Raw genomic sequence first — 22,779 nt, forward strand, 5'->3', positions numbered from 1 at the left:
CCTTTATTTTTTTAAGAATCTCCCTTTTATATAACTGTATTTAAATATTCCAAATATAACTATGATTGGTACGTATATAATCACACCGGCAATTACAGCTAAAAAACAAGCTATTCTACTATTCATGCTATAATTATAGACATACAAATATATAATTACAACAGCTGCCATCATAAAAATGGATGCAAACGTGGGTTTAACCATAGTTTCAAAATAATTTATATGAATTTTCAATTTTTTGCTTAAAAATATTATGTTTAAAATACAGGCTGCAACATACCCCCCTATACTCCCTAAAACAGCCCCATAAATATTTATATAAGGTATTGGCACCAAAAATAGAGTTATAACTATCTTTATAACACATCCTACCGCCAAATTAGCTACAGGTCTAATATAATGTCCAATGCCCTGCAGCACAGCTGTAGATGTCTGAACAAGTACAATAAAAGGAATGGACAACGCTGAATATTGAAGTATATCAAATCCTGCAGATTGACCTGGAAAAATTAAATCCAGAATAGGGTGCGCTAGAACATATAATCCAATGGTAGATGGAATTGCAATAACCATAGAAATTTTAAAAGATAAATCCACCTTATTTATGACATCAACTTTTCTATTTAATATATATGATTCTGCAATTATTGGCATCAAAGAAGCACATAGTGCTGAAGATATCGTTAATGGTATATTTATAAGCACAAATGCCTTTCCCGTAAGCTGTCCATATAATATAGCAGCTTCCCTATATGTAAATCCAGCCTCCAATAACTTCTGAGGCACCAAAGCTGAATCTATAAGACTCATTATACTACTAACTGCTGCTCCTAGAGATACTGGAATAGCTATATAAAGCAGTTTACTCAGTACATCCTTATTATCTTCAACTTTAAATACACTTATTTCTTTTCTTACATAAATATACTTTGCTATTAGATATATACCTCCAAATAGTCCTCCTGCTGCCGCCCCTAATGCCGCCCCTCCTGCGGAATACTCTATACCTTTAGGCAATAATAAATATGCAAGTCCCACTCCTACTATTACTCTTCCTATTTGTTCTATAATTTGAGATACAGCCGTATAATTCATATTTTGAAGGCCTTGAAAAAAACCTCTGAAAGCACTCATTATTGATATGAATATAGGTGCAAATGCAATAGCAATTAAAGAATAGTAGGATTTTCTATCCCATTTCAGAAAATGTATAATTGGATTTGAAAATATAAGTAATATAGCTGTAAAACCTGTTCCCAAAATAACCATTAGGAGTATAGATTTTCTAAGTACTTGAATTACCCCTTCATAATCTCCAACAGCATTTCTCTCTGATACCATCTTTGACACCGCTACAGGTATACCTGAAGCTGCCGCAATAAAAAACATATAAAGTGGAAATGACATTTGATAGTAACCCACTCCCTCATCTCCAATGAGCATTTGAAGTGGCCATCTAAAAAATAGTCCTAAAAATTTTGATAGTATACCCGCTGCCCCTAATACAAAAGTGCCTTTTATAAGGGATTGTTTTTTCATAAAAATACCTCCGAATGCTATAATTGCAAACAATTTGTTCCATGTTTATAATTATTTAAAATTCGAAGGTATTATTACTTTAAATGAATATTTTTTAAATTATAGTCAATAATGTCAACAGAATATAAATGGCAGCTAATGCTGCCATTATCTATTCTTCCATTTGTTTGCCTAAAAAGGATGATGCAGTTTCAGCTAGCTTTATCTCCATATCTCCAAAGTTAGCTTTTTCTTTAGATACTATTATTACAGCTCCTATTGCATCACCTCCTGCTATTATAGGGCATATAATTTGAGCTGAGTACTTACCCTGTACATCCTCGTCATCATACAAAGGAATAATTCCATCTTCCTCCTTATCCCCAGCTATGGAAACCGTTTTTCTATTATCTATTAACTTTTCTAGTTCATTACTTATCTTTTTTCCCATATATTCCTTTTTAGGTATACCGCTAATTGACACCATGCTGTCTTTATCACATATCATAATAATATTTCCTATAGTTTGTTGAAGTGATTCTGTATATCCTTTTGAAACATCACTAAGTTCTCCAATAGGGGAATATTTTTTTAATATAACCCCACCTTCCCTATCCGTAAATATTTCAAGAGGGTCTCCTTCTCTTATTCTAAGTGTTCTTCTTATTTCTTTTGGTATGACAACTCTACCTAAGTCATCTATACGTCTAACAATTCCTGTTGCTTTCATACTATAACTCCTCCTATAAAATATAATATATAACTTGTATTATTATTATCTTTCTAAATATGCAATTTTATACACAATTGTTATTTAAATTAGAAAAATAAAAAAAAACTGCAGCACAATTACTGCAGTTCTTTTCTACTTATTTAAATAAAAATTAATTTAAATAATATTTTTTTCTTTTTTAGTTATACTTGCGGCCTTTTTCCATTCTTGAACTTTTTGAGAAACTAATTTACTCTTTTGATCACTTTCCAGCTGCTTCTTTATCTCATCTTTAACTTTGTTAAAATCCTTAACTGGATATTCTTGCTTTTTTATACACTTGATTATATGATATCCGAAACTACTTTGAACTGGAGCTGATATAGCACCTTCTTTTAATGCTTTTGCTCCTGCCATAAATTGAGCATCATATCCTGAATCGTTATAATTTACAAACCCTAAGTCTCCACCTTTATCTTTAGTAACGGTATCCTGAGAAACTTCTTTTGCAACCTTTGCAAAGTCCTCCCCCTTATCTAATCTTGCTTTCACTTTTTGTGCTTCATCTTTTGTCTTTACAAGTATATGAGCTAAATGCATTTTATCAGGCTGTTCTGTATACTTATCCTTATTTGCATTGTAATAGTCTTTAACCTGTTTGTCTGTTATCTTTACACTTTTTGCAAGATAATTACTTATGTTTGTTTCTATTGCTTGAGTTTTCAATTGTGCTAAAAACATTGTCTTAAATGATTCCTCAGTAAATCCCTGTGCTTTTAATGCTGCATCAAATTGACTGGTATCACCTTTAAAATTCTGCTTTTTAATATCATCAATCTTTTTATCCATGTCTGATTTTAATTTACTTTCATTTGGTAGAAGCTTTAACTCTTTAGCTTTTTGTTCGATTACTTTAGTAGTAATCATATTGTCAAGTATCTTTTCTTTTTGGGTTTTAATAGTACTAGTAGCTTCATCATTTTTTGCATAGTCTGAACCATATTGTTGTTTAGCTTGAGTTAGCAATTGAATTGTATTTGGATCTTTATCTAAATCACCTCTTGTGATTTTTTCTCCATTAACTGTTGCCACAGTACTATTAGCTATAGCTTCTGGTGTTTTTTCTATCATATTACATCCTACAGTTGAAAATGCGAACACTGTTATAAATGCAGCAGCCACCAACCTTTTTATATTCTTCACGGTTTATTCCCCCACTCTTTTTGTGTTTTGCAAAATATAAATTAATTTTAACACAAAACTATTTTTACTACAAAGCTATTTTTGTTCATATATTTTTAGCATATATTTCACAATTTCCTTAATCTGATGTAAAATATCTTCTCTTTTTACATTTTTTAATTTATACCCAAACCCGGGCTTTTTATTCATCTTTAACACAAACTCATGTGGATAAGTTTTAAAAAGTTCCCTAAGCACATTTTTGTCAACCCTATTTTGATCTTGAAATGAAAAAACGACTTCGTCCCTTACTTCTTTTATCTCCTCTATGCCGATTTTCTTACTCATACTTCTTATATAGGATATATCCATCAAGTTGTATACTGAAGTTGGTATATCAGAGAATCTATCTTCCAATTCCTCTTTTATATCAAGCATATCATCATAGGAACTTATAGCTGCTATTTTCTTATATATTTCTATTTTCTGAACCTCACTCTTTATATAATTATCAGGTATATATGCATCTATTTTCAATTCTACGGTAGTTTCTACAGGTTCTTTGTCTATATCTCCTTTTATAAGCTTTATAGTATCTTCCAGCATTCTGCAATAGAGATCATAACCTACAGCAGCCATATGACCATGCTGTGATGATCCCATCATATTACCTGCACCTCTTATTTCCAAATCTTTTAGTGCTATTTTAAACCCAGATCCAAGTTCAGTAAATTCTTTAATAGCTTTAAGCCTTTTTTCTGCTACTTCCGTAAGAACCTTATCTCTTCTATAGCTCAAGTAACAGTAAGCCATTCTATTAGTTCTTCCAACTCTTCCTCTTAATTGGTATAGTTGTGATAAACCCATTTTATCAGCATCATATATTATCATTGTATTTACATTCTGTATATCCATACCGGTTTCTATAATAGTAGTTGCTACTAAAATATTATACTCATTTTTCATAAAATCAACTATTATATTTTCAAGTTCTCTTTCCTGCATTTGTCCATGGGCCACAGCTACTTTTGCCTCTGGAATTAGTTTGGCTATATAAGAAGCCATTTCTTTTATACTCTCAACTCTATTATATACAAAATAAACCTGTCCCCCTCTATTTATTTCTCTTAATATGGCGTCTCTTATTAATTGATCATTATATTCTACTACATAAGTTTGAATTGGATATCTTTCCTCTGGAGGTGTCTCTATAACACTTATATCCCTAGCCCCTACGAGAGACATATGCAATGTCCTAGGTATAGGTGTAGCACTTAACGTAAGTACATCTACATTTTTTCTAATTTTTTTGATCTTTTCCTTATGACTTACTCCAAACCTCTGTTCCTCATCTATTATAAGAAGTCCTAAATCTTTAAATTGTACATCTTTTTGTAATATTCTGTGAGTACCAATTAATATATCAACGTCTCCTACTTTAACTGCCTTTATGGATGCTTTTTGCTGTGCTGTTGTTCTAAACCTGCTTATCATATCTATTTTTACAGGAAAATCAGAAAACCTTTGAACAAAATTATTATAATGTTGTTGCGCAAGTATCGTAGTTGGGACTAAAAATGCAACTTGTTTTCCATCCATAACAGCCTTAAAAGCAGCTCTTACTGCTACTTCCGTTTTCCCATATCCTACATCCCCACAAAGTAATCTGTCCATTACCTTATCTGATTCCATATCCTGCTTTATATCCTGTATAGTTGTAAGTTGATCTGGTGTCTCTTCATAGGGGAACTCATCCTCAAACTGTTTTTGCCATACTGTATCCTTTGAATACTTGTAACCTTTTAAAGTAGACCTAATTGCATATAATTTTACTAAATCTTCAGCTATTTCCTCTATTGATTTCTTTACCTTTTTCTTCGCTTTAGCCCAATCTGATCCTCCCAATTTATTTATTTTGGGACTCTTTCCTTCAGATCCTATATATTTTTGCACCATATCCAATTGTTCTACAGGCACATACAGTTTATCTTCGGAGTCATACATAAGTTCCAAATAATCCTTCTTGTGACCCTGAACTTCCAGCTGCTTTATCCCTTTGTATATTCCTATACCATGATTTACATGTACTACAAAATCCCCGGACTTAAGTTCTGCAAAACTTTTTATTTTGCTTACTCCCTTTTTAGGAACCTTCCTTGTATTCTTCTTTTTTGCTTTACCAAAAACTTCTTTATCTGATATAACTCCTACTTTAAAATCTGGATATTCAAAACCTTTGAGTTGACTTCCAAAAGTTATAACAACTTCCCCTGATTTAATCTCATGAATAACATCTCTATAGCTACTTTCTATGCCTCTTTCCCTTAAAGTGTCTACCAATCTTTCTCCTCTAGGTCTTGTTCCAGATAAAATCAGAATTTTATATCCTCTAGACTTTTTATCCTTAATATCCTCAATAAGTAGATCCATCTGTCCTTGGTAACTATTTAAAGTTATCTGAGAAAAATTAGTTATAGTTTTAGGTTGAATAACCTTAGAGGACTTAGCAATAGCATCTAATGTCATAATTTCCTTATTTTTAAGTTCTTCAAGTAAATCAGATTTTGCACATAACATTTTGCTCTGTTTGGGAAGTATATTTCCCTTCTCTAAAAGGCTTTTATAATTTTCTTCAAATTCAAAATATACACTATTTAATTTCCCGAAACACCTCTGTACATCATCCATAACTATAAAATAGTCCTTAGTATAATCAAGGAAAGAAGTAGGCTTATCATAAAAATATGGAAGAAAACTATCAATATTTTCAAAACTCCAATTCTCCTCTAGATTCTCTAAGTTTTTCTTTGTTAACTCATCTATTCTATCTAATGCTTCTTTATTCTTGCTCTTTTTTAATTTCTTTTCTACTAGAGCTGCGTCATCTTCTATACTTTTTCTTCCCTTTTGAATCTTATCCTTATCAAGTATAATCTCTTTAGCAGGAAATATTTCTATACTGTCTATTTTATCAATGCTTCTCTGTGATTCTAAATTTAAAGTTCTAATAGATTCTACTTCATCCCCAAATAGCTCTATTCTATATGCTTCTGCAGCTATTGGTGAGTATATATCCATTATGTCGCCTCTTATGGAAAATTGACCTTTTGAATCCACAATTTCATTTTTTTCATAACCACCTTGAACCAATTTCTCACTTATATCTTTTAAATTTAAAACGTTGCCTACAGATATGTTAATTATATAATTTTCATATAACTCTACAGGTATATATGTAGATGCTAGAGATTCCACACAAGTTATTATAATTTTTCTACCTGTATCTATCATTTTCCTTATTACCTTTAACCTTTCCCACCTCAAATCTCCTGATATGGCATCTATATTATAAAATACCATCTCTTTAGTAGGAAAATAGTATACTTCTGCTAAATAAAAGGATAGATCTTCATATAGTTTTCTGGCTTCTACATCACTATGAGTAACAATTAGGAAAGGCTTGTCTATTTCATTATACACTCCATATATTAAGTAACTTTTAGCTGACTCTGAAAGTCCAAATACGCCTATAGGAAACTTTTTTTTGCTTATTCCATCAACAATATTTTTAAATTCTCTGCTTTCCCTCATAGGTTTTATAAGTCCATCTAATCTCATTTTAACAACCACCCTACAAATTTTATTCATCCGACTCTAGATAAACATTTCACTTAAGTTTTTTAATTTAACGCACAACAACCGTTAATCTCTTTGTTTAAAGAGATTATACGGTATCAATTGAATTATTTTGTATAAGCTTTATCCGATCGCTACCATTGCTAACACCCCCCCTCTTTTATCAAAGTAGGGGATAAGCACTACTACGCGCCTAGATAAGTTATTCTAAGGTTCAGCTGGAAAAAGTCATCTTTATAAGCAAACTCCATCTGAACCTAAAAATCACTTGATATTTTTAATCCATTGAACTTATTCATAGCTTCTTCTACTCCACAATTTATGAGACATTCCAATACGCCCACGCTAGTTTCTAAAACTTTTTCTATATCATTTCTTTCATTTTTGTCAAATTTTCCCAAAACATGAGATACAAGATCCCCTTTAGGCTGTCCAATCCCTATTTTTATTCTTGGGAATACATCTGTACCTAAATTTGCTATTACGCTCTTTATTCCATTATGTCCTCCAGCACTTCCATGTTTTCTTATTCTAATCCTTCCAACTTCAAGATCTATATCATCATATATAATTATTATATTACTGCTTTTTATTTTAAAAAAATTTGCAGCCTCTATTACACTTTCTCCACTCAAATTCATATAAGTACCCGGTTTTAATAACATTACTCTATTATCTGATATTATACCTTCTCCATAGGTTCCTTTAAATTTTTCCCTATTTATAGGAATATTATACTTACTACTTATTAAATCTACAGCATCAAACCCTATATTGTGTCTTGTATGCTGATACTTAGTTCCTATATTTCCTAATCCAACTATTAAAAACATTATTTCACTCCAATCTCAATACTATATTAAATCCATTACATAATATATATTATACTAAAAGACATAAATAATAAAGAGACCAAAAGTCTCTTTATTTATTTTCCTTTAATTCAGAGAGAACTACTTCCACTTTTATAGTCTTTCCATCTCTCCAAATTTCAGCCTCAACCTTTTCTCCAATTTTATGACTTTCTATTACTTCTTCTATATCTGATACATCTCTTACCTTTTTACCATCTACCTGCATTATTATATCCGTAGGCTTTATACCAGCAACACCAGCCCCACTATTTTTTTCTACCTGTTCAATATAAACTCCTTGAATTTTATCATCCTCTGACACTACACTTTCTCCCGATATACCTAGATAAGGCCTCGATACTTTTCCACTATTCATAAGAGATTTTATTATATTCTTTGCTTCATTTATGTCTATAGCAAAACCCATCCCCTCTGCATTTAAATTAGCACCTATTTTTAAACTATTTATACCTATAACATTACCTTGTAAATCACAAAGAGGTCCACCGCTGTTTCCTGGATTTATAGCTGCATCTGTCTGAATAACTTTATATATTGATCCATTGTACTCTATCTTCCTATTTAATGCACTTATTATTCCTGCAGTAACAGATCCTGCAAATTTGTCTCCTAATGAATTTCCTATGGCAATTGCAGTGTCCCCAACCTTCACTTTCGAAGAATCTCCAAATCTAACTACGGGAAGGTTTTTTGCATCCACTTTTATTACAGCTAAATCGGATCTTTGATCTGTTCCTAATACAGAAGCATTTAATATCTTATTACTTGAAAGCTTAACAGTAATTTTATCCGCTCCCTGCACTACATGATAATTAGTAACTATATATCCATTGGAATCAATTATTACCCCCGATCCACTTCCTGCATCCTGCAATCCAAAATACCCTTCTGCTTTATTACTTATTCCTACTACTGCAGGTCCAACAGTCTCAGCTACTTCTGTTATAGAACTTTCTTTCGTGTTTTCAGATTTATCTTTTACTTCACTTTTATCTTGGTTTGGTTCAACTAACATTCGATTATCAGGTGTATAAATTTTAGAAGTCTGTTTTTTATTAATTACATATGCTCCAGATATACCTCCAGAAACTGCAGCTACTAGTATAACACAAAACAAACTAGCTATTTTTTTTATGTTTGACCTTTTCTTACTATTTACAAACTTTATTTTTGCCTCATCATCTTTTACATTTTCCCAATTAGCATCTTTTATGTTATCATCATTCATTAATTACACCTCATAATCTCTAAACTTAGAGTAATTATAATAAAAAATTTTTACACAAATATGAACAGAATGTAATTATTCCTTAAACCCTCTTTAAAGTGAAAGTAAACATAATTCCCTTAGGTTCCTTATTTTCAGCCCATATATCTTCACCTAATTGAGTAAGTATACTTCTTACAATAGAAAGTCCAAGCCCTGTACTCACTTTTGAAGTTCTAGATTTGTCCACCTTGTAAAACCTATCCCATATATGTTTTAAATCTGACTCCGGTATACCTGATCCATCATTATAAACAGATACAACTGCCTTTTCACCTTTAACCTTAGTTGAAACTTTTATATTTCCACCAATATCTGAATATTTTATAGCATTATCCACTAAATTTGTAACCACTTGATTTATCCTGTCTTTATCTGCAGCTACATACAACTTATTATCTTCCAGCAATACATCTACTTTTAGTTTCTTATTATTTATTTTAGTTTCAAATTTTATAACACATAGTCTTATAATCTCATTTATATCAACTTCTTCTATTCTAAGTTTAAATTCACCGGCTTCAATTGCAGATAAATCCAAAAGATCATTTACAAGCCTCGTAAGTCTTTGTATCTCTGAATAAGTAACTGACAGATAATAGTTCTGTTTTTCTGCTGGAATAACCCCATCAATCATTCCCCCAATAAATCCTTTTATAGAAGTTATTGGAGACCTTATTTCATGAGACACATTGGATATAAACTCTCTTCTATGCTTTTCTACTTTTTCTAATGAATCTGCCATAATGTTAAAGGATTTCGCAAGTTCTCCAATTTCATCTTTGGATTCTATATGAACTCTCTTTTCAACTTCTCCTTTGGATATCTTGTCTGCTGCATAATTTATTTTTTTAAGGGGATTTATTATTATTTTTTGTGATAAATAGTAAATTACAATACAGCATATTATAATGGCCAAAACAGCTGATATCCATATAATTTCATACACTCTCTTTAGAGGACTCTTTAATTCACTTATAGAAGTATGCATCATTATAGCACCTCTAAAAACTCCATTTGAAAAAATAGGTATTTCAAATGTGTGAACTGGAGTTGTAAATATACCTGGGTAATTTTGTATCTTATTAACTGTTTTATTCTCTCTAAGGTCTTGTAAATCTTTAGTAACTATTTGCCTAGAAGTAGCTATCAGTTTTTTATGCTCGCTTTTTGATACAGAATAGATGTATCCATAATTATCAACTAGCCATATATCTGCTGATAAATACTTTCCTATGTAACTTAAAGTTTCATTTATATTATCTGAAGTCAAATTCCCATTTAAATACTGTATAGCTTTATATTCTATAAGCTGAGATTCTCTAAGCATTTCTACTTTTCTCTGTTGAAAATAATAACTTTCAAACCAATAGGATAAAAAACCTGATGTCATTACAAAACTAACTATAATGATTCCAGTAAATGCAACCATAAGTTTTGAAAATAACCCCTTTTTCATTTACTTCACCTCAAATTTATATCCTACACCCCACACAGTTTCTATTTGCCAATTTGTTCCTCCTTGAAGCTTTTCCCTTAATCTCTTAACATGTACATCTACAGTTCTAGAATCTCCTGGATAATCGTAACCCCAAACTTCACATAAAAGTTGTTCTCTAGTAAATACTCTGTTTTTATTACTTGCAAGATAATGTAGTAATTCAAACTCCTTAGGCGGCATTTTTATTTCATCATCTTTATAAACTACTGTATATGAATTTATATCAATAGTTAGTTGATTAAACTTTAGTACTTCCTTGTTTTCGTTATCCACACTATACCTTCTAAGTACCGCCTTAATTCTAGCTAGCATTTCCTTGGCCTCAAAAGGTTTAACTATATAGTCATCTGCTCCCAATTCAAGACCTAAAACCTTATCAAAAGTTTCTCCTTTTGCCGTAAGCATAATTACAGGTGTCTCATATTCTTTTCTTATCCATTTAAGTACATCTATTCCATCTATATTTGGAAGCATTATATCTAAAAGCACTAAATCCGGTTTATATTCTAAGAACATAGTTTCTGCTGTCTTACCATCATTAACAACCTTTGTCTCATATCCTGCACTTTCTACGTACATTTTTATTACTTCACATATATTTTCATCATCATCTACTATTAAAATTTTACCTATAGACCCTTCCATAATTTCACCCTCCTAAATAAATATTGATATATGAATACCTCATCAATCATGTTATTTGTAATAAAGAAAATTTCTCTATATTAAATTTATCACATATTTTTGTATAAATAATAATATATTATCAAAAGTTACAAATAAGTCATAAATACTACGTACACTTTAATATTCTTAATTAAAAGGCATGTAGAATACATTTTCTACATGCCTTTTAATTCTAATCCTCAAATAATTTACTTACAGAAACATCTTCATATATTCTTTTTATAGCTTCCGCAAACACTGGAGCTATAGATAGTATCTTAAATTTATCCAGCATTTTGCTGTCAGGTAAACTTATAGTATTCAACATTATTAGTTCTTTTATAACAGAATCTTTTATTCTCTCTATTGCTGGCCCTGATAATACTGCATGTGTGCAGCAAGCATAAACTTCTTTTGCTCCACGTTTCATAAGAGCATTAGCACCATTTGTTATTGTTCCAGCTGTATCTATCATGTCATCCACTAATATAACTGTTTTTCCTTCTATGTCTCCAATTATATTCATTACTTCTGATACATTAGCTTTTGGTCTTCTCTTGTCAATAATAGCTATGCTTGCATTTAACTTGTCGGCAAATTTTCTTGCTCTTGTTACACTTCCAAGATCTGGTGAAACTACAACTATATCATCTCTCTTATCAAATTCCTTTTGTATAAAATACTTTGCAAGAATAGGTGCTCCCAAAAGATGATCTAAAGGTATATTGAAATAGCCTTGAATTTGTGCTGCATGTAAATCCATTGTAAGTACTCTGTCTGCCCCAGCAGCAGTTAATATATCTGCTACAAGTTTTGCTGTAATTGGATCTCTTGCCTTAGCTTTTCTGTCCTGTCTAGCATATCCGTAATAAGGCATTACTGCAGTTATTCTCCCTGCTGATGCTCTTTTAAATGCATCAATCATAATTAAAAGCTCCATCAAATTATCATTTACAGGGTCATTTGTTGATTGAACTATAAATACGTCCATTCCTCTAACTGTCTCATTAATATCTACAGATATTTCTCCATCACTAAAAGTAGAAACTTTAGAATCTCCAACTTTAGTTCCCAAAATATCCGCTATTTGCCTAGCTAATTCAGGATGAGAATTGCCTGCAAAAATTTTAATATTCTTACCATGGGTTATCATTATGTAAAGCCCTCCTAAAATTTTATTTCTTTAATCCTTTTTTATATACCCAATTTTCTTTATTTATTTGTCGAGCCCTAGCTACTGCTAATGCTCCTTCTGGAACTTCATCTGTTATTGTAGAACCTGCTGCTATATAAGTATCGTCGTTAACCTTAACTGGAGAGATCAAATTTGTATTACATCCTATAAATGAATTGTTTCCAATTAACGTCTTATTCTTTTTCTTTCCATCATAATTTACTACAACAGTTCCACATCCAAAATTGCATCCACTTCCAACTTCCGCATCTCCTATATATGTCAAATGAGACACTTTTGTCTTATCCCCTATAGTTGACTTCTTTACTTCCACAAAATCACCTATTCTTACAGACTTACCTATTGTACTTTCAGGCCTTATGTATGCAAAAGGTCCTACAGTAGTACTTTCCCCTATAGTACTATCTAGTATTACTGAACTTTGAATTGTTACATTATTTTGTATTACACTATTTTGTATTCTAGAATTAGGATACAATGTACAATTTTCGCCCACTACAGTATTACCTTGAAGTACATTTCCAGGATACACTATAGTATCTTTACCTATTTTAACGTCTAACTCTATGTAAGTATTATCAACATCAATAAGCGTAACACCATTTTCCATATGTTTTGTATTTATTCTTTTTCTCATAATTCTTTCAGCTTCTGAAAGCTGAACCCTTGAATTAACTCCCATAGTTTCCTCAAATGGAATTGGTAATGCCCCAACCTTTTTTTCTTGACCTTTCAATATTTCTATAACATCAGTCAGATAATATTCGCCTTGAGCATTATCATTATGTATTTTATCTAGGCTTTCCGTTAAACTCTCTATGTCAAAACAGTACATTCCTGAATTTATTTCATTTACTCTAAGTTCTTCCTGTGAACAATCTTTATGCTCAACTATTTTAGATACTTCTCCACTTTTTTCTCTAATAATTCTTCCATATCCAGAAGGATCTTTCACCAAAGAAGTTAGTATAGTAGCTTTATATCCACCTTCATTATGAAAACTTAGCATCTTTTTTATAGTATCCTCTTTTATTAAAGGCGCATCTCCTGTAAATACAGCTACAGTTCCCTTTTTATCCTTTAAAAAGCTTGCCGAACATAAAACCGCATTTCCTGTACCCAATTGCTTTTCCTGAAAAGAATAACTTACATTCCTACTTTCAGTATGTTTTTTTACCTCATCTGAACCTTTGCCAATTACCACATCTATATTTTCTATTTGTGCTTTCTTTACAGTATCAATAACTATATTAACCATTTCTCTTCCGCAAACCCTATGAAGTACTTTAGGATTAGATGACTTCATCCTTTTTCCTTCTCCAGCCGCCAATATTATAGCACAATTATACATTTTAACACCTCTTTATGGTTATAAGCTTCAATTTTATACATTATATTATTAAAACATCCTATAATATTATATTTTATATGAAAGTTATTTGCAACCTTATAAATAACTTTCGGATAATAATTTTAAACGTATTTTGAAAATTATTAAGGAATAATAAAAGGGAGTATAAATACTCCCTTTTATTATTCCTTAACCTTTTCTTCGGTAACAGTTTCTTCACTTTTTACTTTTTCATACTCATCAAGAATTGCCTTTTGTATCTTCTCCCTTGTTTGAGTATTTATAGGGTGAGCAATGTCTTTAAACTCTCCATCAGGAGTCTTTCTACTTGGCATTGCTATAAAAAGACCATTTTGACCTTCTATAACTTTTATATCGTGAACTACGAATTCGTTATCAAAGGTTACTGAAACAATAGCTTTCATCTTACCCTCTGCTGCAATTTTTCTTACCCTAACGTCTGTAATTTGCATATAAATCCACCTCCAAGATGCTTATGTATATACTATTCTCTATATTTTGTATTTTTCCTTCCTATTTTATTAAAAACTAATAAAATTTTTTGAAAATTTTATTAGTTAAACATTTCAGAAGGAAATAGAATTGCATTTCCATTTTCATCAATGCCTTTAAAATCAACTAGTGACACATAGTCTTTAACTAATTTGTTAGATATTTCTATATTGTCTATTAAAATTCCTATTCCTAAAAGTTCACTTTCAAATTCCTTCAAAAGATCTACTATACCTTTAGCAGTTCCTCCTGCCTTCATAAAGTCATCAATAAAAATACACTTGCTTCCCTTCTTCAATGCTTTCTTAGACAAAGACATATTTTGAATTCTTCCTGTAGAACCTGATACATAATTTATAGTTAAAGTAGAGCCTTCAGTAAATTTTGTTTCCCTTCTTACAACTACAAGTTGAACTCCCAGCATCCTCGCTACTTCATAAGCTAGCGGAATTCCCTTTGTCTCAACAGTAACTACATAATCAATATCCTTTTCTATAAAAATAGATGCCAATATCAATCCAGCAGTGTATATTATCTTAGGGTTAAACATTATATCTGTCATATATAAAAAATTCCCTGGTATTATTCTTTCTCTATCTTTCAAAATAATACATAATTTTTCAGCAAATTCCCTTTTCTTTTCATTTGACATGCCACATACATATTTAATTCCACCTGCTGCTCCTGATACAGTATTTATTTTCCCCATATCCAATTTATTTAAAGTATCCTTCACTACTACAATATCCTCACTTACAGTAGATTTTGCAGTGTTAAACATTTCTGTGAAGTTATTCAAACCCATTATTTTATTAGGATTTTCAAGTAAAATTTTTGTTACTGCAGCTATTCTCTGATTTCTACTAAACTTTTGCATTCTATCACCCATCTATATAATTTTACGAATAATATGTTACTATTTTATTCTATTATTCATATTGTATTCTAAAAAATGTTATTTATCAACACCTATTTACTACAAGCTCAACTAGTAGTTTAAGAATTCATTGCTGTAAAATTTTTAAAAAGTTTAAAGTTCAAATATTGTAAATTATAAATTATATCCATAAAGTTATGCTTTTTAATTAATTTTTGTATATAATTATTAGATGAGTTAGTTAAATTAAAGGAGTGATTCAGTTGTCATTTGATTTTATAAAAAATAAGAGAGTACATTTTATAGGTATAGGCGGAGTAAGCATGAGCGCTTTAGCTGAAATTTTAATAGAAAAGGGATCTAAAGTATCCGGTTCAGATATAAAAACTTCTCCTGCAATAGAAAAATTAGAATCCAAAGGAGCTACAATTTATATAGGACAAATCAGTGAAAATATAAAACCAGATATAGATTTAGTTATATATACTGCCGCAATCCAAAAAAATAATGAAGAATTTTTAAAAGCTAAAGCCTTGAACATTCCTCTAATGTCCAGAGCTGAGCTTTTAGGTCATATAATGAAGGGTCATAAGTATAATATAGCTGTAGCAGGTACCCATGGTAAAACCACAACTACATCCATGCTGTCATGTATTACACTTAAAGCCGATTTAGATCCTACAATATTAGTAGGAGGAAACTTGGACAATATAAATGGGAATGTAAGAATAGGAAACAGCCCTTATTTCATTACTGAAGCTTGTGAATACAAAGGATCTTTTCTGAAGTTTTTCCCATCCATAGGCGTAATTTTAAATATAGATGCTGATCATCTTGATTATTATAAAGACATAGACGATATACAAAATGCCTTTATAAAATTTGCAAATCTAATTCCAAAAGAAGGATACTTAGTTTGTTGTGCGGACGATGTAAGAATGAAAAATGTTATATCAAGCGTTAACTGCAGCGTATTAACTTATGGAATTAATACTGGTGACATTACAGCTAAAAATATACGTTTTGATGAAAAAAGTTGTGCATCCTTTGATATATATAAAAATGATGTTAAAATATCATCTTTACACTTGAATGTTCCAGGTAAACACAATATATTAAATGCACTGGCAAGTACAGCTGTATCTTTAATCTTAGATATATCCACTGATAACATAAAAATGGGATTGGAAAACTTTAAAGGTACTCACAGAAGATTTGAGTTGAAGGGTAAAAAGGAAGGCATAACAGTAATAGACGATTATGCTCATCATCCTACTGAGATAAAAGCAACTTTAAATGCTGCTATAAATTACCCTCATAAGAGAATAATTTGTGTATTTCAGCCCCATACTTTTTCACGAACTATAAGCTTATTTAAAAAATTTACTGAGGCTTTCGACAACGTAGATGAACTAATTTTAGCAAATATATATCCTGCAAGAGAAAAAGACACTGGCAAGGTAAGTTCTGCTATGTTAGCTAAAGAAATTGCAAGACGTGGTATAAAGTGCACTAATATTCCAGATTTTAAATCCATAGTAGATTATTTAAAAACTGATTTAAAAGATGGAGACCTCTTTCTAACTGTAGGTGCAGGAGATGTATTTAAAGTAGGAGAAATGTATTTAAGCAAATAATTTGAGTGTAAAATGCCCCCAATAGGGTAATACTATAGATTAATAAACCTATTGGAGGTGTTTTATTTGAAAAATTTTTTAATATCTGCTTCAGTAGACGTAATTTTAATTCTATTATCATATTTTTTGTTTCAAAAAATAATAAGTGGCCCTACAAGGCACAAACTATATAAAAAGTTTTTTAGTTCTTTTGCTAAATTTGTAATTTATATTTTTATAATCAGCATACTTTTAACAGGTATAACTGCACTAATATTATATAGAACCTCTTACATAGCTTATATAAATATAATATCACCTGCCCTAGTATCAGTACTAGTTGGATTTCTCATGTCTACAGTTCCTACAAGAGGGGAAGGGGATAATGAGGATAAAATGAGCATATGATACTCTATTTGGAATTAGTAAATTAAGAACTTTGCGAAACAAAGCTTTTGAAAATAACAAAGTTCAAATAACAAAGAACAGATAAAGATTATTTCCCTCGTACCTTAGGGAATCTATAATTTTAATATTTTCTGACGTTAGGAAGAAAATTATCCTTATTTGATATTTGAACTTTGCACTTTGTTCTTTAAAAAGATTGTTTCGCAATGTTTTTATCTTTATATATCCTAATAAAACAAATTATAGCTAACACTACAAAACCAATGATTCCAATAACGCCTGTTAATAAGGTCGCTTTCCAGGGTGAAAAAATTTTACATAACTTAGGAAGTAAGTAACCTCGCCAGGCAAATTCTTCACCAAAGCATTGAGCAAGACACATTATGGGATTTATCGCCACTGCAACTGGAATCATTTTAAAAAGAAGTTTGTAATATCCATCTAATGATGATGCTTTATATTCTAATGTTTCTCTTTTACTCATAGTTCCTTTTCCTTTCTTTTTATTAATAATGCAATTTCTGCAATTGATAATACAACTGCCATAATTAAAAGTATCATTGTGGTGATAAGAATAATATTTCCGTTTACATATTTACCTGTCCATACATTAAAATTGTATTTCTGCAGTGCAAATGGCTTGTGAACAATAATAGTAGCTAATACACTATTGATTAGAAATATATACACTGCGCTAATTGCAAAACAAATAGCGGCTCTAAAAAGTGCATTTATTTTTATATAGCGAATAGTAACTAAGAACATCCAAGGTAACAATAATGCAACCAGCGTAACTGGACATACAACTGTAAAAGAAAACAATAACGATGTAAAAGACACCAAAAACTAATTTTCTCTCGTATAGATGCAGCATACCAAAAGCAGAGCATTTAGAGATATAAAGAAGCCAATAAGTGTTATAAGTGCTCTGTTTTTTTCAAACATCAAAGGCAAAGATGTAAGTGAAAAAGCCACTGCTATAGCCGTGAGTACAATGAAAAACCAGGATAGGGTATGGCTAGTTGCCAAATTACAGATAGAACATACTAGCAAAGTAACCCCATATATAATGTAAAATACCATTTTATAAGTTTTTATTGCTCTTTTTAACTTCATAGCCTGTCTTTCAATTTCATGCTGATGTAAATCCTCGCTAGCTGTAATAAGCTCATGTTCACTGATCTTCAGAGCATCACATATACTTAATATAAGAGATATATCAGGATATGAAATACCTACTCGACTGTTAAGCCACCTGCCTATTTTAGGCGTTTAACCTAGAAACCCTATATGAGTCACTTGTCTGCGGATTACTGCAGTTCCTGGAGTTTTCCCAAAATTAAAATTCACGTCAAAGCTGTCCCGCTAAGTGGACAAACTGCCCATGCTTTATCAGAAACACATGGCATAAAGATTTTACACACAACGATTGCTAATTATACTGTGACTTATGCCTCAGTTATTAAACCTTTTACAGATACTTTTGACTATAAACCTTCTAAAATTCTTTCTGCTGATGAAACTTATATCAAGGTTAAAGGCATAAAACACTACGTTTGGATTGTCATGGATGCCTATAAAAAGTCTATTCTTGGCTACCAGGTGTCCAATACTAGTTCTGTAGGTCCTTGTATTCTAGCCATGCATATGGCTTTTTAAAAGTTCAAACAGTTTCCAAATAAAGATCTAAAATTTATTGCAGATGGTTAAGCGCTTAACCGCACCTTCAAGTCTTCCTACTGTGTTACTTGTAGTTATAGAGGTGAAAATGGTGCTCTTTATGATGTTTCTCTTTGGGTTGCCTATTATAATTTTCTACGACGCAATCCTTATAACTACTGAAATCCACTAAATGAGTTGGATATTTTAAGTCATGCAGACAACATGCCTGCCAAGTGGCGTTTCTAACAATAAAACCCTATTTTAGGAAAAATTCACAACCGCCTAAGCTCTTAATGGACTGTTTTATTCTTTTTACTCAATTTTATAAATCTGTAGGCAATTTTCAAGTTTATTTTTAACTTATCCACAAGTAGTATTTAGTCATTTCTGAAAAAATAGGGGAACTCTAATTTACAAGTATCTTGTCTTTTTTTTATATATGGTATAAAATAGCATATAAGCGGGGTGTAGCGCAGATGGTAGCGCGCTTGCTTCGGGAGCAAGAGGTCGCAGGTTCAAATCCTGTCACTCCGACCATTGATATAGATAGGTTGAGTGCAAGTTAAGTTTATTGGTATTTTTAATAATACCCACCTTTCACCCACCTTTTCTCAAATTTATATAAAGTTTATAGAATAAAAAACTCCAGCTTATTTTTAGCTGGAGTTTTCCCTAACCTCTATTATTGTATTTTTGTAACTCAAAAATTTTTAATTAAGTTTGACAATAACTTGTCCAGAACTAATTAAAGAAGCATCAAATTCCAGCTCCAATCCCGTCGTACCTTTAGGGACCTCAACTACATATACGCCTGTTATTTTTCTGCCAGCTCCAACATCACCATCTAATTGTCCAGCATTAGCAGCGCTTTGTCCTGTTAAAGAATATTCACACTGCCTTCCATCTTTATCTACTACTTTAAACATTGCAATTGATGATACTGTTTTCTGTTCTTTAGATATGTTTTCTACAGTACAATCTACAGCAATAAATTCATTTCCATCTTTAGGCTTATCCATGTCAGTCTCTGAAACATTATATACTTTATTAACAGTTATTTTGTAATCTTTTAACTGTACCACATCTCCAACTTTAAATGTTTTCGTTTCATTCTTTTTAGATTCTTCTTTTTGTGCTTGACTATTGGCACTAGTACTTTCGCCTACTTTAGTTCCCTGATTTTTATTACCACCCGTAGCAACGCCTATAATCCCAATAATAATTAATATCCCAATAATACTAAGAATTTTATGTTGCATGAAAAAATTTCTCTGGTCTTTGCCACAATGTGGACATTTTTTAGCACCTTTTGCAATATCAGCTCCACAAGCTTTGCACTTTGTCATATTTTTATTTTCCAATGTAAATCCCCCTTAATTATGTAATTTTAATTACATTGTAACAAAATATTCATATATTGTCTATTTTGGAATAAAGAAATAAGTCTAGCAAGATTTCTCCTACTAGACTTAACATTATCTTTTATAATATTTTTTTCTAAGGTCACTTTGCTCTAATTTTCTTTTCTCAACGTCTTCTCTTAAGTAAATTCCCTTTTTTATTGCTATTAATTTCCCTTGTCTATTCATATCAGAAAGACGTTGTTTACTTATACCTAAGTATTCTACAACTTCACTTGAATCCATAGTATTATCTTTAATTAATTTTATAAGCTCATCACGATCCATAATTCACTCCTTGTTTTGCTTTTTTAATAACTTATTTTTTTCATCTTCTAATTTATTCTTTTTTAGTTTAACAAACATGATCCTACATCCTAATGTCACAATTATTATTCCACAAATTATCAAAGAAAAGTTTAATATTTTCATATTATCGTGTATAATAAATAAGTAAATAAAATATTTTTTAGAGAGGGAAGTTATTTCCCTTCCCTCAGTTTTTGGATTTCCAGCTCTAGTTTTTTAATTTCTAACTTCGTTTTCCTGTAAGTCACGTTCAGTTGACGAATTGTTAGTATTGAAATAACTAGGGCTATTAATTTACTTATCCATTCCACTTCTTCACCTCCTTCTCCTTACAATTATATTATAACATATCTACGTAAAAAGTCAATAGTTATTATAGATTTTTATTACTTTTTTTCTAAAAAATAAAAAATAAGCCCCGGTTTCCCGGGGTATAAATTATTGTTGTGCTGTCTGAGCTTGTATTACAGTTTGAGCTGTACTTGCATTTATCTGTGCTATAGTTTGTTGCAACTGATTATTTCTTGCTTGTACTACCTGTAACTGCTGCTGCAATTCATTTATTTTCTTATCTTTTTCAATCTCTGGAACTGTTTTATGTCCTAATTGATTTACAGCACTTTGAATACTATCATCAATAACTTTTGTCCATTTATCATCTGGTTTAATCCCAATCAATTCTAATGAATTATATATGCCATCTTGTGCAGATTTAAACTTTTCTTCATTTGATTGTAAGTCCCCTATATGAGCTAATTGTTCAGCATTTTGGACCTCTTTTTCAGCTCTCTTTTCTACAAAGTCAATTACATTTACGACTTTAGAATTTGGAGCTATAGCTTTTGCTGTACTTATTAAATTATCAGCTTCAGCTAATCCTGTATTAATATTGTCCTCCATATTCTTGTTAAATTTAATTTTAGGAGCTATATATCCTATAGCTCCACCAATCATCACGCTTACTAAACTAGTTATTATATTCATATCCATAATTATTTACCTCCATTTTTAATAAAATCTAATACAGCTTGGCAAGTTCCATATCTATCTTGTCCTTTTATTATTTGTTTTGCATGATCTGTGAATTGCCCACCGCCTACACAATAAACATTCTCTACACAGCTATAATCAAATTTCACAAGAGCATTATTTATAATAGGGCATTGTAAGAAATCAGCTAAATATCCTGCTGCCCTTTCATCTACAGAATTATTGATACATACTATATTTTTCACTTTTTTTGTACCTCCATTTAATATATTTTCATTGAAATAATTTAAGTCTACATTTCCAATAGCACCTAAAATTTGTCCATCCTCTGAGTACTGCCATGAATCTTCTGGATAAGTAGGGGGCTGTTTTCCATAGCTTGCAATCCATAAAGGTACCTGAGGTATATTCCCTTTCAGGTAATCCTTATAGAAATAGTAGCCTGTATAAATGCCAATGCTGTAACCTTGACTTTGCACATATTTAATGAAAGCATTTGCAAAATTTATCGCAATCTGTTTATCCCATTTATCTTCTATCTCTATATCTAAAAATAGAATTGTGTCACTTTCTAAACCCTTTATAGCATTTAAAAAATGTTGAGCTTCATCAATTGGGTTAGTTGAATTATATGAAGCAAAATGATAAAATCCAATTTTTAGTCCTGCATTTTTAATTTTTGGGTATCTGTAACTTAAAAGTCTATCGGTATGCCCAGTTCCTTGAGTAGCTTTTTGTATTACTACATCATAGTTTCTTTTGATTAAATCCCAATCCGAAATATTGTCACCTTCGTATATGTCAATTCCATTCAGCATTTTAAAACCTCCTTATTTTAAATGTAATTCTAGCAAATAAATAAAGAGCCCCAAGAATGAAGCTCCTAATATACCCATACCCCATCTAAGGGTAACTACTAAATTATTAATTTGTTCACATAGGTTCTCTATTTTTTCATCTACTCGCTCTCCCCTTCCTTCTAGCTTTTTAAGCCTGTCAGCATGATCGTTTAATCTTCTCTCATACAGATCAAAAGTTTCATCTATTTGTTTATGCTTTTCTGCACATAGCTTTACGTCATAACATTCACTCATACACTAC

General features: G+C 31.1%; 24 protein-coding genes and 1 tRNA gene. 5 read left to right on the forward strand and 20 right to left on the reverse strand.

The window, feature by feature from the left end; translation table 11 throughout:
* Positions 1-3: 3 nt before the first annotated feature.
* From DMR38_RS20645 to purR, 12 genes are all read right to left on the reverse strand, one after another.
* The gene (locus DMR38_RS20645) at positions 4-1,539 is read right to left on the reverse strand and encodes a polysaccharide biosynthesis protein (protein WP_127723497.1); all 1,536 of its coding nucleotides are present in this window, start codon (positions 1,537-1,539) and stop codon (positions 4-6) included.
* 151 nt (positions 1,540-1,690) lie between these two features.
* Positions 1,691-2,248: a stage V sporulation protein T gene (gene spoVT / locus DMR38_RS20650; protein WP_127723499.1), complete on the reverse strand. Its 558-nt coding sequence runs from the start codon at positions 2,246-2,248 to the stop codon at positions 1,691-1,693.
* 159 nt (positions 2,249-2,407) lie between these two features.
* Positions 2,408-3,433: a peptidylprolyl isomerase gene (locus DMR38_RS20655; protein ID WP_127723501.1), complete on the reverse strand. Its 1,026-nt coding sequence runs from the start codon at positions 3,431-3,433 to the stop codon at positions 2,408-2,410.
* A 75-nt stretch (positions 3,434-3,508) separates the two neighbouring features.
* Positions 3,509-7,030, reverse strand: coding sequence for a transcription-repair coupling factor (gene mfd / locus DMR38_RS20660; protein WP_127723503.1), 3,522 nt, complete (start codon positions 7,028-7,030; stop codon positions 3,509-3,511).
* A 275-nt stretch (positions 7,031-7,305) separates the two neighbouring features.
* Positions 7,306-7,881 carry an aminoacyl-tRNA hydrolase gene (gene pth, locus DMR38_RS20665; RefSeq protein WP_127723505.1) on the reverse strand — a complete coding sequence of 192 codons (576 nt, stop codon included), beginning with the start codon at positions 7,879-7,881 and terminating at the stop codon, positions 7,306-7,308.
* Between the two features lie 91 nt (positions 7,882-7,972).
* On the reverse strand, positions 7,973-9,151 hold the full coding sequence (locus DMR38_RS20670) for a trypsin-like peptidase domain-containing protein (RefSeq protein WP_127723507.1): 1,179 nt from the start codon (positions 9,149-9,151) through the stop codon (positions 7,973-7,975).
* Between the two features lie 82 nt (positions 9,152-9,233).
* Complete coding sequence (locus DMR38_RS20675) at positions 9,234-10,649, reverse strand: HAMP domain-containing sensor histidine kinase (RefSeq protein WP_127723509.1); 1,416 nt, start codon at positions 10,647-10,649, stop codon at positions 9,234-9,236.
* Complete coding sequence (locus DMR38_RS20680) at positions 10,650-11,336, reverse strand: response regulator transcription factor (RefSeq protein ID WP_127723511.1); 687 nt, start codon at positions 11,334-11,336, stop codon at positions 10,650-10,652.
* 214 nt (positions 11,337-11,550) lie between these two features.
* The gene (locus tag DMR38_RS20685; protein ID WP_127723513.1) at positions 11,551-12,510 is read right to left on the reverse strand and encodes a ribose-phosphate diphosphokinase; all 960 of its coding nucleotides are present in this window, start codon (positions 12,508-12,510) and stop codon (positions 11,551-11,553) included.
* Between the two features lie 22 nt (positions 12,511-12,532).
* A complete protein-coding gene (gene glmU / locus DMR38_RS20690) occupies positions 12,533-13,903 on the reverse strand; it encodes a bifunctional UDP-N-acetylglucosamine diphosphorylase/glucosamine-1-phosphate N-acetyltransferase GlmU (RefSeq protein WP_127723515.1) in 1,371 nt (456 codons plus the stop codon).
* 182 nt (positions 13,904-14,085) lie between these two features.
* Positions 14,086-14,376: a septation regulator SpoVG gene (gene spoVG / locus DMR38_RS20695; protein ID WP_013240751.1), complete on the reverse strand. Its 291-nt coding sequence runs from the start codon at positions 14,374-14,376 to the stop codon at positions 14,086-14,088.
* A 101-nt stretch (positions 14,377-14,477) separates the two neighbouring features.
* Positions 14,478-15,293, reverse strand: a complete 816-nt coding sequence (gene purR / locus DMR38_RS20700) for a pur operon repressor (protein ID WP_127724189.1) — start codon at positions 15,291-15,293, stop codon at positions 14,478-14,480.
* Positions 15,294-15,556: 263 nt separating this feature from the next.
* Here purR and murC point away from each other — a divergent pair, with 263 nt between their 5' ends.
* The gene (murC, locus tag DMR38_RS20705) at positions 15,557-16,930 is read left to right on the forward strand and encodes a UDP-N-acetylmuramate--L-alanine ligase (RefSeq protein ID WP_127723517.1); all 1,374 of its coding nucleotides are present in this window, start codon (positions 15,557-15,559) and stop codon (positions 16,928-16,930) included.
* A 66-nt stretch (positions 16,931-16,996) separates the two neighbouring features.
* Complete coding sequence (locus DMR38_RS20710; RefSeq protein WP_063557014.1) at positions 16,997-17,317, forward strand: hypothetical protein; 321 nt, start codon at positions 16,997-16,999, stop codon at positions 17,315-17,317.
* 187 nt (positions 17,318-17,504) lie between these two features.
* Here the strand turns inward: DMR38_RS20710 and DMR38_RS20715 are convergent, their stop codons facing one another.
* Complete coding sequence (locus DMR38_RS20715; RefSeq protein WP_243124382.1) at positions 17,505-17,801, reverse strand: CPBP family intramembrane glutamic endopeptidase; 297 nt, start codon at positions 17,799-17,801, stop codon at positions 17,505-17,507.
* Positions 17,798-18,139 (reverse strand): hypothetical protein, encoded by a 342-nt coding sequence (locus DMR38_RS20720; protein ID WP_127723519.1) that lies wholly within the window; start codon positions 18,137-18,139, stop codon positions 17,798-17,800. Before DMR38_RS20720 ends, DMR38_RS20715 begins: the two co-directional genes overlap by 4 nt.
* 43 nt (positions 18,140-18,182) lie before the next feature.
* Here DMR38_RS20720 and DMR38_RS22040 point away from each other — a divergent pair, with 43 nt between their 5' ends.
* The 3 genes from DMR38_RS22040 (at position 18,183) to DMR38_RS20735 (ending at position 19,516) form a co-directional block, all read left to right on the forward strand.
* Positions 18,183-18,392: a hypothetical protein gene (locus DMR38_RS22040; RefSeq protein ID WP_127723521.1), complete on the forward strand. Its 210-nt coding sequence runs from the start codon at positions 18,183-18,185 to the stop codon at positions 18,390-18,392.
* 215 nt (positions 18,393-18,607) lie between these two features.
* Positions 18,608-18,976, forward strand: coding sequence for a transposase (locus DMR38_RS22465; protein ID WP_243124383.1), 369 nt, complete (start codon positions 18,608-18,610; stop codon positions 18,974-18,976).
* Positions 18,977-19,440: 464 nt separating this feature from the next.
* Positions 19,441-19,516, forward strand: a tRNA-Pro gene (locus DMR38_RS20735).
* Between the two features lie 173 nt (positions 19,517-19,689).
* Here DMR38_RS20735 and DMR38_RS20740 read toward each other — a convergent pair.
* From DMR38_RS20740 to DMR38_RS20760, 6 genes are all read right to left on the reverse strand, one after another.
* Entirely contained in the window at positions 19,690-20,340 is a 651-nt protein-coding gene (locus DMR38_RS20740) for a DUF4352 domain-containing protein (protein WP_243124385.1), read from the reverse strand.
* Between the two features lie 114 nt (positions 20,341-20,454).
* The gene (locus DMR38_RS20745; RefSeq protein ID WP_127723523.1) at positions 20,455-20,667 is read right to left on the reverse strand and encodes a DNA-binding protein; all 213 of its coding nucleotides are present in this window, start codon (positions 20,665-20,667) and stop codon (positions 20,455-20,457) included.
* 194 nt (positions 20,668-20,861) lie between these two features.
* Entirely contained in the window at positions 20,862-20,999 is a 138-nt protein-coding gene (locus DMR38_RS22045; protein WP_175413080.1) for a hypothetical protein, read from the reverse strand.
* A 127-nt stretch (positions 21,000-21,126) separates the two neighbouring features.
* Positions 21,127-21,678, reverse strand: coding sequence for a hypothetical protein (locus DMR38_RS20750; RefSeq protein ID WP_127723525.1), 552 nt, complete (start codon positions 21,676-21,678; stop codon positions 21,127-21,129).
* Positions 21,679-21,680: 2 nt separating this feature from the next.
* Positions 21,681-22,496: a GH25 family lysozyme gene (locus DMR38_RS20755; protein WP_127723527.1), complete on the reverse strand. Its 816-nt coding sequence runs from the start codon at positions 22,494-22,496 to the stop codon at positions 21,681-21,683.
* 12 nt (positions 22,497-22,508) lie between these two features.
* A complete protein-coding gene (locus DMR38_RS20760; RefSeq protein ID WP_127723529.1) occupies positions 22,509-22,772 on the reverse strand; it encodes a hemolysin XhlA family protein in 264 nt (87 codons plus the stop codon).
* Positions 22,773-22,779 lie beyond the last annotated feature (7 nt).

This window comes from Clostridium sp. AWRP, assembly GCF_004006395.2.
GTDB lineage: Bacteria > Bacillota > Clostridia > Clostridiales > Clostridiaceae > Clostridium_B.

What these genes read in the sequence shown, in the direction of transcription:
- DMR38_RS20645 (WP_127723497.1), bottom strand. Translation starts at nt 1,539, where the DNA reads ATGAAAAAACAATCCCTTATAAAAGGCACTTTTGTATTAGGGGCAGCG.
- spoVT (WP_127723499.1), bottom strand. Translation starts at nt 2,248, where the DNA reads ATGAAAGCAACAGGAATTGTTAGACGTATAGATGACTTAGGTAGAGTT.
- mfd (WP_127723503.1), bottom strand. Translation starts at nt 7,030, where the DNA reads ATGAGATTAGATGGACTTATAAAACCTATGAGGGAAAGCAGAGAATTT.
- pth (WP_127723505.1), bottom strand. Translation starts at nt 7,881, where the DNA reads ATGTTTTTAATAGTTGGATTAGGAAATATAGGAACTAAGTATCAGCAT.
- DMR38_RS20670 (WP_127723507.1), bottom strand. Translation starts at nt 9,151, where the DNA reads ATGAATGATGATAACATAAAAGATGCTAATTGGGAAAATGTAAAAGAT.
- DMR38_RS20675 (WP_127723509.1), bottom strand. Translation starts at nt 10,649, where the DNA reads ATGAAAAAGGGGTTATTTTCAAAACTTATGGTTGCATTTACTGGAATC.
- DMR38_RS20680 (WP_127723511.1), bottom strand. Translation starts at nt 11,336, where the DNA reads ATGGAAGGGTCTATAGGTAAAATTTTAATAGTAGATGATGATGAAAAT.
- DMR38_RS20685 (WP_127723513.1), bottom strand. Translation starts at nt 12,510, where the DNA reads ATGATAACCCATGGTAAGAATATTAAAATTTTTGCAGGCAATTCTCAT.
- glmU (WP_127723515.1), bottom strand. Translation starts at nt 13,903, where the DNA reads ATGTATAATTGTGCTATAATATTGGCGGCTGGAGAAGGAAAAAGGATG.
- spoVG (WP_013240751.1), bottom strand. Translation starts at nt 14,376, where the DNA reads ATGCAAATTACAGACGTTAGGGTAAGAAAAATTGCAGCAGAGGGTAAG.
- purR (WP_127724189.1), bottom strand. Translation starts at nt 15,293, where the DNA reads ATGCAAAAGTTTAGTAGAAATCAGAGAATAGCTGCAGTAACAAAAATT.
- DMR38_RS20715 (WP_243124382.1), bottom strand. Translation starts at nt 17,801, where the DNA reads ATGAGTAAAAGAGAAACATTAGAATATAAAGCATCATCATTAGATGGA.
- DMR38_RS22040 (WP_127723521.1), top strand. Translation starts at nt 18,183, where the DNA reads ATGCAGCATACCAAAAGCAGAGCATTTAGAGATATAAAGAAGCCAATA.
- DMR38_RS22465 (WP_243124383.1), top strand. Translation starts at nt 18,608, where the DNA reads ATGAGTCACTTGTCTGCGGATTACTGCAGTTCCTGGAGTTTTCCCAAA.
- DMR38_RS20745 (WP_127723523.1), bottom strand. Translation starts at nt 20,667, where the DNA reads ATGGATCGTGATGAGCTTATAAAATTAATTAAAGATAATACTATGGAT.
- DMR38_RS20750 (WP_127723525.1), bottom strand. Translation starts at nt 21,678, where the DNA reads ATGGATATGAATATAATAACTAGTTTAGTAAGCGTGATGATTGGTGGA.
- DMR38_RS20755 (WP_127723527.1), bottom strand. Translation starts at nt 22,496, where the DNA reads ATGCTGAATGGAATTGACATATACGAAGGTGACAATATTTCGGATTGG.
- DMR38_RS20760 (WP_127723529.1), bottom strand. Translation starts at nt 22,772, where the DNA reads ATGAGTGAATGTTATGACGTAAAGCTATGTGCAGAAAAGCATAAACAA.